Below are 15,000 nucleotides of genomic sequence, written 5' to 3'. Positions count from 1 at the left end.
CAGGCCGCCAACTACGGCAACAAAGACAACTGGTTCCAAAATCATTCCTCCCCGCAAGCTTGTACTTCACTTATATGAAGAGATCTTTGGATTAAGAACTCAAACAAAAAATGGCTATGAAGAAAATGCATTCCTTCACAGCCATCTACTTATCATCTTTTTATGCGGACATTCCTTCTTTTAACTTCCCTGAATAAGTAGAAATATTTCACTTCCGCCAGTCTTGTTTGGGCGATTACTTCCTCAGATGGATCAACGCTTTTTTCAAGTAATGATTTTTGATTATGCCAATTCCATTTCAAATGTTCAAGATCTTCGATTAATGACTCATTAAATTCATTTCGAAGTTTCTTTTTTTTACGAAAGAACAAGTGAAGTCCTCCCAGCTATCTTATATTTCTCTTCTTCCTTCAATTGCTTTTGATAGCGTCACTTCATCCGCATACTCCAAATCTCCGCCAACAGGAAGTCCGTGGGCAATTCGGGTCACTTTAATCCCTGACGGTCTTAGCAACCGCGAAATATACATGGCTGTCGCTTCACCTTCAATGTTAGGATTAGTAGCCAAAATGACCTCCTGCACTGTTTCATCTTGCAGGCGTTTTAATAAATCAGGAATGTTTATATCTTCTGGACCAATTCCGTCCATCGGTGAAATACTGCCATGCAGTACATGGTATAAACCATTGAACTCTCGCATCTTTTCCATAGCTATTACATCTTTCGGGTCCTGAACCACACAAATCAAACTTCTGTCCCTCTTTTGATCTTCGCAGATATAGCAGGGATCTTGATCTGTAATATGACCACAGACTGAACAATACATAAGATTCCGTTTAGCATTCACAAGTGCTTTTGCAAAATCCAAAACAGTATCTTCCTTCATGCTTAGTACATGGAAGGCTAATCGAGCAGCCGTTTTAGGCCCAATCCCCGGCAATTTCATAAAACTGTCAATGAGCTTGGAAATTGGTTCTGGATAATGCATCAAATTCCCCCTAAAAATCCCAAAAGAAACCTCCTGAAAGGAAGTTTCTTTTGAACTTGCTTAAAACATACCCGGAAGGTTCATTCCTTTAGTGAATTGTCCCATCGTTTGGTTTGTCAGTTCTTCCGCCTTTTTCAAAGCATCGTTAGTTGCAGCCAGCACTAAATCCTGAAGCATATCGATATCATCCGGATCGACAACTTCCGGTTTGATGATTACATCAACTATTTCTTTATGGCCTGTCACGATGACCGTTACCATTCCGCCGCCAGCAGTGCCTTCAATTCTTTTTTTCACCTAATTCTTCTTGTGCCTCTGCCATCTTCTTTTGCATTTTTTGCATTTGTTTCATCATATTTTGCATATTACCGCCGCGCATACCCATTTCCTTACCTCCAATTATTCTTTAATTTCAAGTAGATCATCGCCGACTAATTTTCTAGCCTCTGCTATTAAAAGGGGTCTTCTTCTTTTGATTCCGTTTCTTCTGGACCGTCGAACTGCTGTGTTGAAATGAAGTCCTCCCGCAATCTTTGCCACTGGCTCTCCGGAACACCAGCTATCTCCATACGATGCCCGGTCAATTGCTGCATGATCGAGGCCATCACTTCCACGAAACGGTTATTTTCCATTGCCATTTGACAATGAATATCATATTTGAATTTTACCACAAAAGCTTCAGTTGACGCAGCAACAGGTTCTGCCTCCGTTAATAAAGCTGCCAAATGACTTTTGGTTTTGCTGACCTAACTGTTCAAGCACTTCTCCCCACTTACTTTTCACAGCATTAAGATCTGGCTTTGTAGCTTGTTTCAAAACTTGATTGATCTTTCCTGCAGGTGCTTTATATGCCTTTTTAATGGCCCTTTGTGCTTTCGCCTGCTTCTGCAGGTTTTTCTGTCATGGCTGCCGGAATGCCATTTTTTATGCATTTCCATTAATTTTTTCTCTAAATCATCTATTTTCTGCTGCATCTGTTTAAGCTGCCCATCATCCATTTGATTTGACCTTTGCTCATTACATAATTTCACAAGTGCCACTTCAAGGAAATCCTTGGATGATTTGTCCATTTCATATCCTGCTGTGTTTGATTGAAGCTTTCAATAATGGAGTAAATCGATTCAGAAGAGATGACTTCTGCCAATTCTTTAAATTGGGGATCTATCAATACACGCTCGAAGGATTCTGCCAGGGCTGGTGCAGTTTGATACAAAAGCATGTCACGGAAATAATAAATCATGTCTTCTATGAACCTAGCCGGATCTTTTCCCATAGCTAGCAATTCTTCAAGGACTTCAAGTGCCACCGCTACTTCTTTATCATATATAGCCTTTGCCAACCTGCTTAAAAATGCCTGCGAAACAGAACCGGTGACAGTCAATGCATCTTCCACGGAAACCGTCTCCGAACTGAACGAAATCGCTTGATCAAGAAGGCTTAGGCATCTCGCATCCCGCCTTCTGCTGCCTCGCAATGATATGCAGAGCTTGTTCATCACATGAAACACCTGTTTCTGCAATAATCTGTGACATCCTGCCAACGATATCTTGAGGCTGAATTCTTTTAAAATCAAACCTTTGGCAACGGGAGATGATCGTTAGTGGAATCTTATGAGGTTCTGTCGTCGCCAATATAAAAATTACGTGCTTCGGAGGTTCTTCCAATGTCTTTAAAAGCGCATTGAAAGCGCCTTGTGAAAGCATATGTACCTCATCAATGATATAAACTTTATATGTAACCGCGTTCGGTGCATATTTGACCTTATCACGAATGTCACGGATTTCCTCGACACCATTATTGGATGCTGCATCAATTTCTATAACATCTGATATGGAGCCATCAGTGATTCCGCGGCAAGTAGCACATTCGTTACAGGGCTCACTTGTCGGGGCATGCTCACAATTCACTGCTTTTGCTAGAATTTTGGCAGCACTTGTTTTCCCTGTCCCGCGTGGACCGGAAAATAAATAGGCATGTGAAACCTTCTGCCCGACCAAGGCATTCTGCAGCGTTTTTGTTACATGTTCTTGCCCAACTACATCAATGAATTGTTGTGGCCGCCATACCCGGTATAATGCTTGATACCCCACGGAAATCCCTCCTTTTTTCTCCATCTTGTTTATTATACATTACTGATTTCCTTAATTTCAAAGTCTAAAAGGAAATTTTATGATTGCCTCATTGTTTTTCAAAACACCAAGCAGTTTATCTTCTTGGCATGAAAAAAAAACCCACCCGATACGAATGAGTTTTTGTTTATGTAAAATAACTGCCGTGCACCTTCTGTCGATTAGCAAACCATAAGCGTTACTTAAGCAGTTAGCTCGGCCCAGGCAACCCTGCGGCACATGAGAACTTCCACTTAATGCTGCTTCCTTCCGGACCTGACATGGTTCATGGAGTCCCATTGCGCAGGACCCGGGCGTCAACACCACTTACTTAAGGCAGGCCCTACAGAATGCTAACCTCGAGAAGGGATTCAACCTCGCTAGAGCGGATTGCGAGTACAGGGCACCGCTACCTCCCCGTCTAGCACGGCAAATGTAATACCAATTTCGCAGCGTCATGTCGACGCATAATTCATTATACTAAGGTAACAAAAAAAACGCAAGTGTTGTTCACGGACAGTTTGATTCCAAATTTATCAAATGAAGCTAAGCCTCATCTTCAACATTCGTTTTTCACCTATTTATTTTTCTTCGATAATCTTGAGTGCTCTCTCTCTTTTCAAATTTTTCTTTTTATTCCTAAGCTCTTTAAAAAAAGAAGTCAATATCCAACCGCACTCTTCCCCTAATACACCGCTCGTTACTTCACATTGATGGTTGAAGCGTTCATCTCGAAGTAAATCCATAAATGTCCCTGCACATCCAGCCTTTGGATCGTGCGCTCCAAAAAACAACCCGCCTTACCCTCGATTGTAAAATGGCACCTGCACACATGGGACAAGGTTCCAACGTTACATATAGCGTCGCATCCTCAAGGCGCCAGCTGCCAGTAGCACGACAAGCCTCATTGATCGCAAGTAGCTCTGCATGTGCCGTCGCATTCTGTTCTGTTTCCCTTAGGTTATGCCCCGTTGAAATAACTTGGTCATCTATTACGATTAAAGCGCCAATCGGCACTTCATTCAATGCCTGCGCCTTTTTAGCTTCCTTCAAGGCCAAATTCATGTAAAAAACATCATCCTTCATAAAAAAACCCCCTCAAAATTAAGTAGGAGTAAACAGACAAATATAAGACAAAATAAAGGTCATACTACTTATTCTAATGAATAGTAACGCAAGCTGCATATGTGCTGCAAGTAAATTCTCACAATGAAGGAGGATATACCATGAATCGACCTAAATCGCCTTGCTTATCATCGATATGGTCAATGATTTTTGATTTCAGACACGGGAAATATGCTCCTTGAACATTACGAAGCTTATCATCGACCCGATTTTGAAATTAAAAAAGCAAATGCAAGAAAAGGGCTTTCCAATCATTTATATCAATGACCATTATGATTTATGGCAGGCTGACTTCGATAAAATAATTGATACCTATAAAAATGAAAAGAAAGCCCATTAATTGAAACGACAAAACACAACAAGACGAGTTCTTTCTCATCAAGCCGAAGCATTCTGCATTTTATGGGACCGCCCTCAACACATTACTCAAACGATTAAAGGTGGTAACCCTGATCATTACTGGTATAGCCGGTAACATCTGCGTCCTATTCACGGCCAACGATGCCTATATGCGGGAATATCAATAATGGATACCCGAGGATTGCATTGCTTCAGCATCTAAGGAAGATAATCATTATGCATTAAAGAAGATGAACCATGTTCTTAAGGCATCCATTAAAAAGAGTGTGGACATTTAAGGTATTCACCAGAACAAGGCATTCCCCACCATATCCCCCTGTTACACACTCTTTCATTCTCCTTCATTAGCAAACTGACAAAAATATCACTTAAGTCCTACGTCTGTGATACAATATCTCTTGGCTGAAACCTAATAAACTGGGAATTTCAGCTTGATACCTCATGAAGGAGGACAGATTGGATGAAATCCACCCCATTTATCACTGTCGAAGGTCCAATCGGCGTTGGAAAAACATCACTTGCAAAAGCTATCGCAGAGCATTTTCAATTTTCGTTATTAAGGGAAATTGTAGATGAAAATCCATTTCTAGGTAAATTCTACAACAATATTGATGAGTGGAGCTTTCAAACAGAAATGTTTTTTCTATGTAACCGTTATAAACAATTGGAAGATATCGAAAAAAAGTATCTTACTAATGACCAAGCCGTGGTGGCTGATTACCATATATTCAAGAACTTGATATTTTGCTGAACGAACCCTAAAAAACGAACAATACAATAAATACCTTGAAATATTCAATATTTTAACACGGGATATGCCAAAACCTAATATGGTCATTTATTTAAACGCAAGTCTTGATACTCTGATCTCCCGCATCGGTAGAAGAGGCCGTGATTTCGAAAAAAATATATCTTCCATTTATTTAGAGCAATTATCTGCAGATTACCAAATATTCATGGAAACGTTTGAAAAACGGCACCCTGACATACCTGTGCTTACATTCAACGGAGATAAACTGGATTTCGTCGGCAACAAGGATGATTTGAAAACGATAATCACCCAAATAGAGAATGCCCTGCAAAAAGGAGTAAAGTCAAATGAACTTACGAAAGAAATATAATATTCCAAACAACGCCGTCATTACGATAGCAGGGACGGTTGGCGTAGGAAAATCGACCATGACCAATGCATTAGCCGATGCCCTTCAATTCAGGACATCCTTTGAAAAGGTTGATACGAACCCCTACCTGGATAAGTTTTACGATGATTTTAATCGTTGGAGTTTCCATCTGCAAATCTATTTCCTCGCTGAGCGTTTTAAAGAGCAAAAAAAAATCTTTGAATATGGCGGCGGTTTTATCCAAGACCGTTCCATTTATGAAGACACTGGAATATTTGCAAAAATGCATCATGAAAAAGGTACGATGAACGATGTGGACTACGAAACTTACACAAGCCTTTTCAACGCCATGGTAATGACGCCATACTTCCCGCACCCTGATTTACTTATCTATCTCGAAGGTTCACTGGACGATATCCTCGACCGTATCCAAGAGCGTGGCCGTCCGATGGAACAGCATACCCCAATTGAATATTGGCAGGAGATGCACGGCCGTTATGAAGAATGGATTGATCAATTTAATGCCTGTCCTGTCCTTCGATTGAATATAAATGAATATGATCTTATGCAGGATGAGGCAAGTATCGAACCTCTTATAAAACGGATTGCCGAATATATGGAGCAAACCAAGTTGTTACGAAATATGTAAAACAAAAAAAACCACCGGTTATCCGGTGGTTTTTCAATATATTAGAAAACAAAAATTCCGTTACATCTCTGTAACGGAATTTATCGATATCCAATTTATGCGCTGTGGTTATTAATAAGTTATGGAGGAGGTAGAGGGATTCGAACCCCCGCGGGATTTGACTCCCCTGTCGGTTTTCAAGACCGATCCCTTCAGCCGAACTTGGGTATACCTCCGTATCAACATTTATTATAATACATTGAATCAAAATCAAAGTCAAGCAGTCTAGAAAGTTTTTTGAAATAATTTTTAAACTTAGATTAAAAAGGAGAATCAGCTTCTTTTATCAGAAGCTGATTCCTTTTTTCTTTAACTTACGGTTTAATGACCTCCACACCGCGCATATATGGTCGTAATACTTCAGGAATGATAACACTGCCATCTTCCTGCTGATAATTTTCCAAAAGCGCCGCGACTGTACGGCCGATTGCCAAACCTGATCCATTTAGAGTATGGACGTGTTCCGGTTTTCCTTTTGCATCACGTCGGAAGCGGATATTGGCCCTTCTAGCCTGGAATGCTTCAAAGTTACTGCAAGAAGAAATTTCACGATACGTTCCATAACTCGGGATCCAAACCTCGATATCATACTTTTTAGCAGCAGTGAAACCAAGATCTCCCGTACACATGCTTAGTACTCGATATGGAAGGCCTAGCAATTGAAGGACCTTTTCGGCATGACCCGTGAGGTTTTCCAATTCCCCATAAGAATCTTCCGGCTTTACAAACTTCACTAATTCAACCTTATTGAACTGGTGCTGGCGAATTAACCCGCGGGTATCACGACCGGCAGAACCTGCCTCTGATCGGAAAGAAGCGCTGTATGCCGCATAACTTATCGGCAGATCATCCATGCTCATGATTTCATCACGATGGAAATTTGTCACAGGCACTTCAGCCGTAGGAATCAAGAAGTAATCTTCACTTTCAATACGGAAGGCATCCTCCTCGAATTTAGGTAACTGACCTGTGCCAGTCATGCTTGCACGGTTGACCATATATGGAGGCAGCATTTCTTCATATCCGTGTTCTTCAACATGAAGATCCAACATAAAGCTAATTAAAGCACGCTCTAACCGTGCACCTAGACCCCTATAAAATACAAATCGGCTTCCGGTAACTTTTGCTGCCCGTTCAAAATCCAGGATGCCTAAATCTCCAGCTACATCCCAGTGTGGTTTTGGTTCAAATTTGAATTCCGGCAATTCCCCCCATTTACGGATTTCAACATTATCGTCTTCCGTTTCACCAACTGGGACACTTTCATGCGGAATATTAGGAATGGAAAGAAGTAATGTTCCTAAGCGGGCTTCCACTTCACGAAGCTCATCATCGAATCCTTTGATTTGATCTCCAACTTCACGCATTTCGGCAATCAACTGGTCAGCATCCTTTTTCTCCCGTTTCAATACTGCCACTTGCTGTGAAACTTCATTCCTTTTGCTTTTCAACTTTTCCGTATCGGCAATCAAGGTTCGGCGCTTCAAATCAAGCTCTTCAAATTTACCTAAATCAGTTAGATCTTCTCCTCTGAATTGCAGTACACGTTTTACTTCTTCAAAATTATTTCTTACATATTTCAAATCCAACATTTTCAGTTCCTCCTTAATATCTGATGATCTTTCCAAGAACGCAAAAAACTCCCGTCCCCTGAAGAAGGGACGAGAGTTAACCCGCGTTGCCACCCTAGTTGAAGACACATGAAAAATGTCTACCACTTATCACGATAACGGCTTTTAACCGAAAGTACTTACTGACCCATAAGGCTTTCCATACTCTGCTCCAGGAGGGATTCACAAGATTCTCACACCGATTTCCACCAGCCATCGGCTCTCTATAGAAAGAAATACTTGTTACTATATCCTGTCATTGCTTTCTTATATAATCAGATTGTTTTCCATAATGTACTATAATTTTATACATTACGCAACCGTTTTATACACGAAACTTAAAACCAGCCTTTAACTGTAGAAGCTACACTGCTCCATACATCACCAAAGAATCCGCCAACCGCACGCATTGATAATACGAACCAGTTTGCCTTTTCAACAGACTCAGCAGCTACGACGTTAACCTTCACTGGATCGCCGTTAATGTACCCGTAATCTTCGCCGTTTTTAGGAGTGACTGTGATGTATCCAAGTTTTTCACCTTTTTTGATTGGTGCAGTCAACTTACCATCATCATTCAATTTGTTTTTATCGATCACTAAATCTGTTTTATAGTTATCTTTCTCACCATTTTCAACAAGTAGCTCAAACGCTTTTTCAGTTTGAACCTTAACACTTTTTTCCTTACCTTTTACTACTGAAAGTGTTTCTTTCCCTTTCACTTGGTAATTGGCTGGAAGTACTTTTTCTTTTTTGAAGGTTGCATAAGCATAGTTCATCAGCTTAGTGCTATCCGCAAAACGTTCAGTTTTACTAGTGGACTTCATTACCACCGTGATATAGCGTTGGCCATCCCGGATAACCGTCCCTGTATGACCATAACCGGCATAGTCAGTAGATCCCGTTTTCAGTCCATCTACGCCTTTATATTCAAATATCAGGCCAGGCAACATCCAGTTGAAGTTCGAATACTCTTTTCCATCACGGAACTTCAATTTAGGAATACTCGCAATTTTTAATACTTCCGGATAATCGTTTATTAGACGATAAGCAAGAAGAGCAGTATCTTTTGCTGTCATGATATTTTCTTCATCTGCTTTACCAGTAGGGTATTGCCCTAATAAATCGGAGTTATTCAAACCGCTGGCATTAACGAATTTATGGTTTTTCAAGCCTAATTTTGTTGCTTTTTCATTCATTAATTTAACAAAACTCTTTTCACTTCCGGAAATCAATTGTGCTAAAGCTACCGTTGCCGCATTTCCAGAATAGACAGCCATGGCTTGATATAGTTCTTTAACTGTGTAATCTTCACCTTCTGTTAACCCAACATTCGACAAATGCGGTGCTTTTGAAAGATCATGCACGTATTTATTTATTTTTACTTTTTGATCCCAACTGATTTTCCCATTTTTGATTGACTCCATTATGATGTATTCAGTCATCATTTTTGACATGGATGCAATCCCTAATACTTCATCGGCATTTTTTTCATACACGATTTGTCCTGTTTTACCATCAATGATGATGGCTGCCTCTGCTTTTAAACCTAAATTATCAGATTCAGCAACAGCTTCCCCCGGTTGATAGGCAAATTGCGACATAACAAGAGCAAAGACAAAAGTGAAAATGAGGGTAATCTTGCTGATTTTTTTCAATTTCCAATACCTCCAACTTTTAAGCTAATCTCTATAACAAAGAAGAAACTTTATGTGATTCCCCTTGACACCTTGTATAGTTTATCACAGAAAAAATAAAAAAAATAGACAGAGTAATCGTAGACTCTGTCTATTTTAATAATAAATTTTAATGACGATTATATGTTAAATTCATTACATTGAATAATTCGGTGCTTCTTTTGTAATTTGGACATCATGAGGATGACTCTCTCTTAACCCGGCACCAGTCATTTTGACAAATTGAGAGTTTTCTCTCAAATCTTCCAATGTGGCTGTTCCGCAATATCCCATACCTGAACGAATGCCGCCAATCAGTTGGAAAATGGTATCTGAAAGAGGTCCTTTGTATGGAAGGCGCCCTTCGATGCCTTCCGGTACGAATTTCTTGTTATCTTCTTGGAAGTAACGATCCTTAGATCCCTTTTCCATCGCTGCAACAGAACCCATACCCCGATATACTTTAAAACGGCGACCTTGGAAAATTTCCGTTTCACCAGGGCTTTCAGTTACACCGGCAAGCATACTTCCAAGCATTACTGCATGTCCGCCTGCAGCTAGAGCTTTAACGATATCACCAGAGTATTTAATTCCGCCATCAGCGATGATCGTTTTACCATATTTCCTTGCTTCTGTCGCACAATCGAAGACTGCCGTGATTTGAGGAACTCCTACACCGGCTACAACCCTTGTCGTACAGATTGACCCTGGTCCGATTCCCACTTTCACTACATCAGCTCCCGCTTCAATCAATGCCTTCGTTCCTTCAGCTGTAGCCACGTTACCAGCGATGATCGTCAATTCAGGATATGCCTCGCTGATTTCCTTTACCATTTCAAGGACACCCGCTGAATGACCGTGAGCAGTATCAAGCACAATTGCATCTACTTGGGACTTAACAAGCATTTCTACACGCTTCAATGTATCTTTAGTCACACCAACAGCAGCACCTGCAAGTAACCTTCCTTGCTTATCTTTCGCCGAGTTCGGGAACTCAATGACTTTCTCGATGTCCTTGATTGTAATAAGTCCTTTAAGAACACCATTATCGTCTACAAGGGGAAGCTTTTCAATTTTGTATTTTTGAAGAATCTTTTCTGCTTGTTCCAAGTTAGTTCCCACTGGAGCTGTGACCAGATTCTCTACAGTCATGACACTGGAAATTTTCAAAGAAAAATCGGAAATAAATCGCAAATCACGGTTTGTAATAATACCCACAAGTTTTCGATCCTCTAAATTGTTGACAACAGGCACACCCGAAATGCGATATTTACCCATTAAATGCTCTGCATCAAATACTTGGTGATCTGGCGTTAAGAAAAATGGATCGTTAATAACACCGCTTTCTGAACGTTTTACTTTATCCACCAGTTCAGCTTGTGCCTCAATAGACATATTTTTATGGATAATACCCAATCCGCCTTGACGAGCCATGGCAATTGCCATCTCAGCTTCTGTAACGGTATCCATTCCTGCACTGATGATAGGAAGGTTGAGCTTTAAATTTTCAGCTAAGCTGACTTGAAGGTTAACATCTTTCGGCAAAACCTCTGATTTCGCTGGAATTAATAGGACATCATCAAAGGTTAAACCTTCTTTTGCAAATTTATTTTCCCACATTATTTTCCCCTCCTGCTTAAAAATATTATTTGTAGGTTATCAATAGGACATACTACTGTCAAGAAGAGAAATAAATGTTTGATAATTCTATTAATTCGGAGGAGAGGCTGCAATGCCTGAAAACAATGATAATTTCGATAAATATACCCCTTTTTTTTCCGCATCTTCCTCACAACTTTTTTTACAAAAATGTTATATGCGTGAAAAAATAGAAGATGCAGAAATGAAAAGTTACGAAAACTGTTATCCATTTATATACCATCTTGAACATGGTAAAACATATTATAATCAGGCTGCCATAGCTCCACTTTCCATACAGCCAATCCTAATATTTTATGGATTCGCCCAATTGTTAAAGGCCTGCCTGCTCACTATTGATCCTAACTATCCTGAATCAACTTCGGTACTTGCCCATGGGGTAACTACAAGAAAAAGAAAAAAACAACAATACGAATTTTTAAAGGACGAAGTAAAAACGCAAAAGAATGGACTTTTCACCTGCATTGCCGAGAAATTATTTCATATCAAGCATCTGGAAGGTGAAAAATTTTCTATGGGGACGCTATTGAAGGAAATACCAGATATGCAAAACTTTACATGGCCCATTCCCCAGAAAAATTTCGCCGCCCTGTCACCCTCACCGGATGGTTTTCAACTACCCTCAGCCATATTGGATAGCTATAAAATGTCCAGCAGTCGATTGGAAGAATTTTTAAAGTCCAAAACGAATCAAGTTTTCAGTATTTCAGAAGCTCCTCGAACACTGACTTTAAAAGCAGATAGCATACTTATTCATAATGCTTCTTCTCCAATACGATATAACATGGCAGAAGGACAGTTCATGCTATCACTCAATAAAGATTCGTCAGCTTTTTCGTTACCTGAACTTTTAATCCATTATTTGATCTCTTATAACCTTAGTATAATAGCTCGTTATGAAACAGAATGGTGGGCAGAGCTGATGAAAACAATGCCTAATGATGATTACCCTTGCATTGTGCAATTCCTTAAAATAAGCCAAGCTAAGGTGCCCTTTTTAATATTCGAATGGATTAAGTCCAAAAGGTTCAACTTTTGATCCTTCTAACTACCAATCGTGGTTGATCTGTCCTGGAACGCGAAAAAAGACCAGCCGGATGGCTGATCTTTTTAAATGGCTTGGCGGCGTCCTACTCTCACAGGGGGAAACCCCCAACTACCATCGGCGCTGAAGAGCTTAACTGCCGTGTTCGGAATGGGAACGAGTGTGACCTCTTCGCTATCGCCACCAAACATATCAGGAACGTTGTTCCTTCAAAACTAGATAATAAGAAGGTATTTCATTTTTTAAAAAGCGTTGGTTAAGTCCTCGATCTATTAGTATCAGTCAGCTCCACATGTCGCCACGCTTCCACCTCTGACCTATCAACCTGATCATCTTTCAGGGATCTTACTAGCTTGCGCCATGGGAAATCTCATCTTGAGGGGGGCTTCATGCTTAGATGCTTTCAGCACTTATCCCGTCCGCACGTAGCTACCCAGCTATGCCTTTGGCAAGACAACTGGTACACCAGCGGTGCGTCCATCCCGGTCCTCTCGTACTAAGGACAGCTCCTCTCAAATTTCCTGCGCCCGCGACGGATAGGGACCGAACTGTCTCACGACGTTCTGAACCCAGCTCGCGTACCGCTTTAATGGGCGAACAGCCCAACCCTTGGGACCGACTACAGCCCCAGGATGCGATGAGCCGACATCGAGGTGCCAAACCTCCCCGTCGATGTGGACTCTTGGGGGAGATAAGCCTGTTATCCCCGGGGTAGCTTTTATCCGTTGAGCGATGGCCCTTCCATGCGGAACCACCGGATCACTAAGCCCGACTTTCGTCCCTGCTCGACTTGTAGGTCTCGCAGTCAAGCTCCCTTGTGCCTTTACACTCTACGAATGATTTCCAACCATTCTGAGGGAACCTTTGGGCGCCTCCGTTACTCTTTAGGAGGCGACCGCCCCAGTCAAACTGCCCACCTGACACTGTCTCCCACCCCGATAAGGGGCGCGGGTTAGAATTTCAATACAGCCAGGGTAGTATCCCACCAACGCCTCCACCGAAGCTAGCGCTCCGGCTTCTCAGGCTCCTACCTATCCTGTACAAGCTGTACCAAAATTCAATATCAGGCTGCAGTAAAGCTCCACGGGGTCTTTCCGTCCTGTCGCGGGTAACCTGCATCTTCACAGGTACTATAATTTCACCGAGTCTCTCGTTGAGACAGTGCCCAGATCGTTACACCTTTCGTGCGGGTCGGAACTTACCCGACAAGGAATTTCGCTACCTTAGGACCGTTATAGTTACGGCCGCCGTTTACTGGGGCTTCGGTTCAAAGCTTCGCTTGCGCTAACCTCTCCCCTTAACCTTCCAGCACCGGGCAGGTGTCAGCCCCTATACTTCGCCTTGCGGCTTCGCAGAGACCTGTGTTTTTGCTAAACAGTCGCCTGGGCCTATTCACTGCGGCTTTTCCGGGCTATTCACCCTAAAAAGCACCCCTTCTCCCGAAGTTACGGGGTCATTTTGCCGAGTTCCTTAACGAGAGTTCTCTCGCACACCTTAGGATTCTCTCCTCGCCTACCTGTGTCGGTTTGCGGTACGGGCACCTTACATCTCACTAGAGGCTTTTCTTGGCAGCGTGGAATCAGGAACTTCGGTACTATATTTCCCTCGCCATCACAGCTCCGCCTTAATGGAAACGGGATTTGCCTCGTTTCCGGCCTAACTGCTTGGACGCGCATATCCAACAGCGCGCTTACCCTATCCTTCTGCGTCCCCCCATCGTTCAAACGATGTATAGGTGGTACAGGAATATCAACCTGTTGTCCATCGCCTACGCCTTTCGGCCTCGGCTTAGGTCCCGACTAACCCTGAGCGGACGAGCCTTCCTCAGGAAACCTTAGGCATTCGGTGGAAGGGATTCTCACCCTTCTTTCGCTACTCATACCGGCATTCTCACTTCTAAGCGCTCCACCAGTCCTTCCGGTCTGACTTCAACGCCCTTAGAACGCTCTCCTACCATCGACACCAAAATGGTGTCAATCCACAGCTTCGGTGATACGTTTAGCCCCGGTACATTTTCGGCGCGGAGTCACTCGACCAGTGAGCTATTACGCACTCTTTAAATGGTGGCTGCTTCTGAGCCAACATCCTGGTTGTCTAAGCAACTCCACATCCTTTTCCACTTAACGTATACTTTGGGACCTTAGCTGGTGGTCTGGGCTGTTTCCCTTTCGACTACGGATCTTATCACTCGCAGTCTGACTCCCAAGAATAAGTATTTGGCATTCGGAGTTTGACTGAATTCGGTAACCCGTTGGGGGCCCCTAGTCCAATCAGTGCTCTACCTCCAATACTCTCATCTTGAGGCTAGCCCTAAAGCTATTTCGGAGAGAACCAGCTATCTCCAGGTTCGATTGGAATTTCTCCGCTACCCACACCTCATCCCCGCACTTTTCAACGTGCGTGGGTTCGGGCCTCCATTCAGTGTTACCTGAACTTCACCCTGGACATGGGTAGATCACCTGGTTTCGGGTCTACGACCTCATACTCATTCGCCCTATTCAGACTCGCTTTCGCTGCGGCTCCGTCTTATCAACTTAACCTCGCATGAAATCGTAACTCGCCGGTTCATTCTACAAAAGGCACGCCATTACCCATTAACGGGCTTTGACTACTTGTAGGC

At 42.2% G+C, this 15,000-nt stretch carries 8 protein-coding genes, 1 tRNA gene, 2 rRNA genes, 1 other RNA gene, 5 pseudogenes and 1 other annotated feature (2 of these 18 running past the window's edge); of the genes and pseudogenes, 4 read left to right on the top strand and 13 right to left on the bottom strand.

The features are described from left to right. From UP17_RS00135 to tadA, 7 genes and pseudogenes are all read right to left on the bottom strand, one after another. On the bottom strand, positions 1-39 hold the start of the coding sequence (locus UP17_RS00135) for a pro-sigmaK processing inhibitor BofA family protein (RefSeq protein ID WP_061440309.1). 225 nt of this gene lie to the left of the window's left edge; the window shows 39 of its 264 coding nt (coding positions 1-39); its start codon is at positions 37-39; its stop codon lies off the left edge, out of view. 113 nt (positions 40-152) lie between these two features. Continuing rightward, a complete protein-coding gene (locus tag UP17_RS00130; protein ID WP_061440308.1) occupies positions 153-371 on the bottom strand; it encodes a YaaL family protein in 219 nt (72 codons plus the stop codon). A 20-nt stretch (positions 372-391) separates the two neighbouring features. Beyond that, complete coding sequence (gene recR, locus UP17_RS00125) at positions 392-988, bottom strand: recombination mediator RecR (RefSeq protein ID WP_061440307.1); 597 nt, start codon at positions 986-988, stop codon at positions 392-394. A gap of 60 nt (positions 989-1,048) precedes the next feature. Beyond that, a pseudogene (locus UP17_RS00120) lies at positions 1,049-1,367 on the bottom strand (YbaB/EbfC family nucleoid-associated protein). A 20-nt stretch (positions 1,368-1,387) separates the two neighbouring features. Continuing rightward, a pseudogene (gene dnaX / locus UP17_RS00115) lies at positions 1,388-3,078 on the bottom strand (DNA polymerase III subunit gamma/tau). A gap of 182 nt (positions 3,079-3,260) precedes the next feature. Then, positions 3,261-3,526, bottom strand: an RNA gene (ffs, locus tag UP17_RS00110) — signal recognition particle sRNA large type. Between the two features lie 151 nt (positions 3,527-3,677). Next, positions 3,678-4,182, bottom strand: a pseudogene (gene tadA / locus UP17_RS00105) (tRNA adenosine(34) deaminase TadA). 208 nt (positions 4,183-4,390) lie between these two features. Between tadA and UP17_RS00100 the strand changes: the two are divergent. The 3 genes and pseudogenes from UP17_RS00100 to UP17_RS00090 all read left to right on the top strand — a co-directional run bounded on the left by UP17_RS00100 (position 4,391) and on the right by UP17_RS00090 (position 6,351). Next, a pseudogene (locus tag UP17_RS00100) lies at positions 4,391-4,859 on the top strand (isochorismatase family cysteine hydrolase). A 182-nt stretch (positions 4,860-5,041) separates the two neighbouring features. Continuing rightward, positions 5,042-5,702: pseudogene (locus tag UP17_RS00095) on the top strand (deoxynucleoside kinase). Beyond that, the gene (locus UP17_RS00090; protein ID WP_061440306.1) at positions 5,680-6,351 is read left to right on the top strand and encodes a deoxynucleoside kinase; all 672 of its coding nucleotides are present in this window, start codon (positions 5,680-5,682) and stop codon (positions 6,349-6,351) included. The pseudogene UP17_RS00095 and the gene UP17_RS00090 overlap by 23 nt, the downstream one beginning before the upstream one ends. 122 nt (positions 6,352-6,473) lie before the next feature. On the opposite strand, the gene UP17_RS00085 is transcribed toward UP17_RS00090, so the two are convergent. The 4 genes from UP17_RS00085 to guaB form a co-directional block, all read right to left on the bottom strand. Beyond that, positions 6,474-6,566, bottom strand: a tRNA-Ser gene (locus UP17_RS00085). A gap of 138 nt (positions 6,567-6,704) precedes the next feature. Then, the gene (serS, locus tag UP17_RS00080; protein WP_061440305.1) at positions 6,705-7,982 is read right to left on the bottom strand and encodes a serine--tRNA ligase; all 1,278 of its coding nucleotides are present in this window, start codon (positions 7,980-7,982) and stop codon (positions 6,705-6,707) included. Positions 7,983-8,044: 62 nt separating this feature from the next. After that, positions 8,045-8,269 (bottom strand) — a binding site (T-box leader). Between the two features lie 69 nt (positions 8,270-8,338). Next, the gene (locus tag UP17_RS00075; protein ID WP_250211733.1) at positions 8,339-9,658 is read right to left on the bottom strand and encodes a D-alanyl-D-alanine carboxypeptidase family protein; all 1,320 of its coding nucleotides are present in this window, start codon (positions 9,656-9,658) and stop codon (positions 8,339-8,341) included. A gap of 174 nt (positions 9,659-9,832) precedes the next feature. Beyond that, positions 9,833-11,296: an IMP dehydrogenase gene (gene guaB / locus UP17_RS00070; RefSeq protein ID WP_061440304.1), complete on the bottom strand. Its 1,464-nt coding sequence runs from the start codon at positions 11,294-11,296 to the stop codon at positions 9,833-9,835. Positions 11,297-11,408: 112 nt separating this feature from the next. Between guaB and UP17_RS00065 the strand changes: the two genes are divergently transcribed. Continuing rightward, on the top strand, positions 11,409-12,374 hold the full coding sequence (locus tag UP17_RS00065) for a YaaC family protein (protein ID WP_061440303.1): 966 nt from the start codon (positions 11,409-11,411) through the stop codon (positions 12,372-12,374). A gap of 78 nt (positions 12,375-12,452) precedes the next feature. Here UP17_RS00065 and rrf read toward each other — a convergent pair. Then, a 5S ribosomal RNA gene (gene rrf / locus UP17_RS00060) occupies positions 12,453-12,568 on the bottom strand. Positions 12,569-12,632: 64 nt separating this feature from the next. Next, positions 12,633-15,000 (bottom strand): 23S ribosomal RNA (locus UP17_RS00055) (it continues 566 nt past the right edge of the window).

The organism is Peribacillus simplex (genome assembly GCF_001578185.1).
Lineage (GTDB): Bacteria > Bacillota > Bacilli > Bacillales > DSM-1321 > Peribacillus > Peribacillus simplex_A.
Note: the sequence above shows the minus strand (reverse complement) of the source record. Positions and strands in the feature narration are given on the sequence as shown.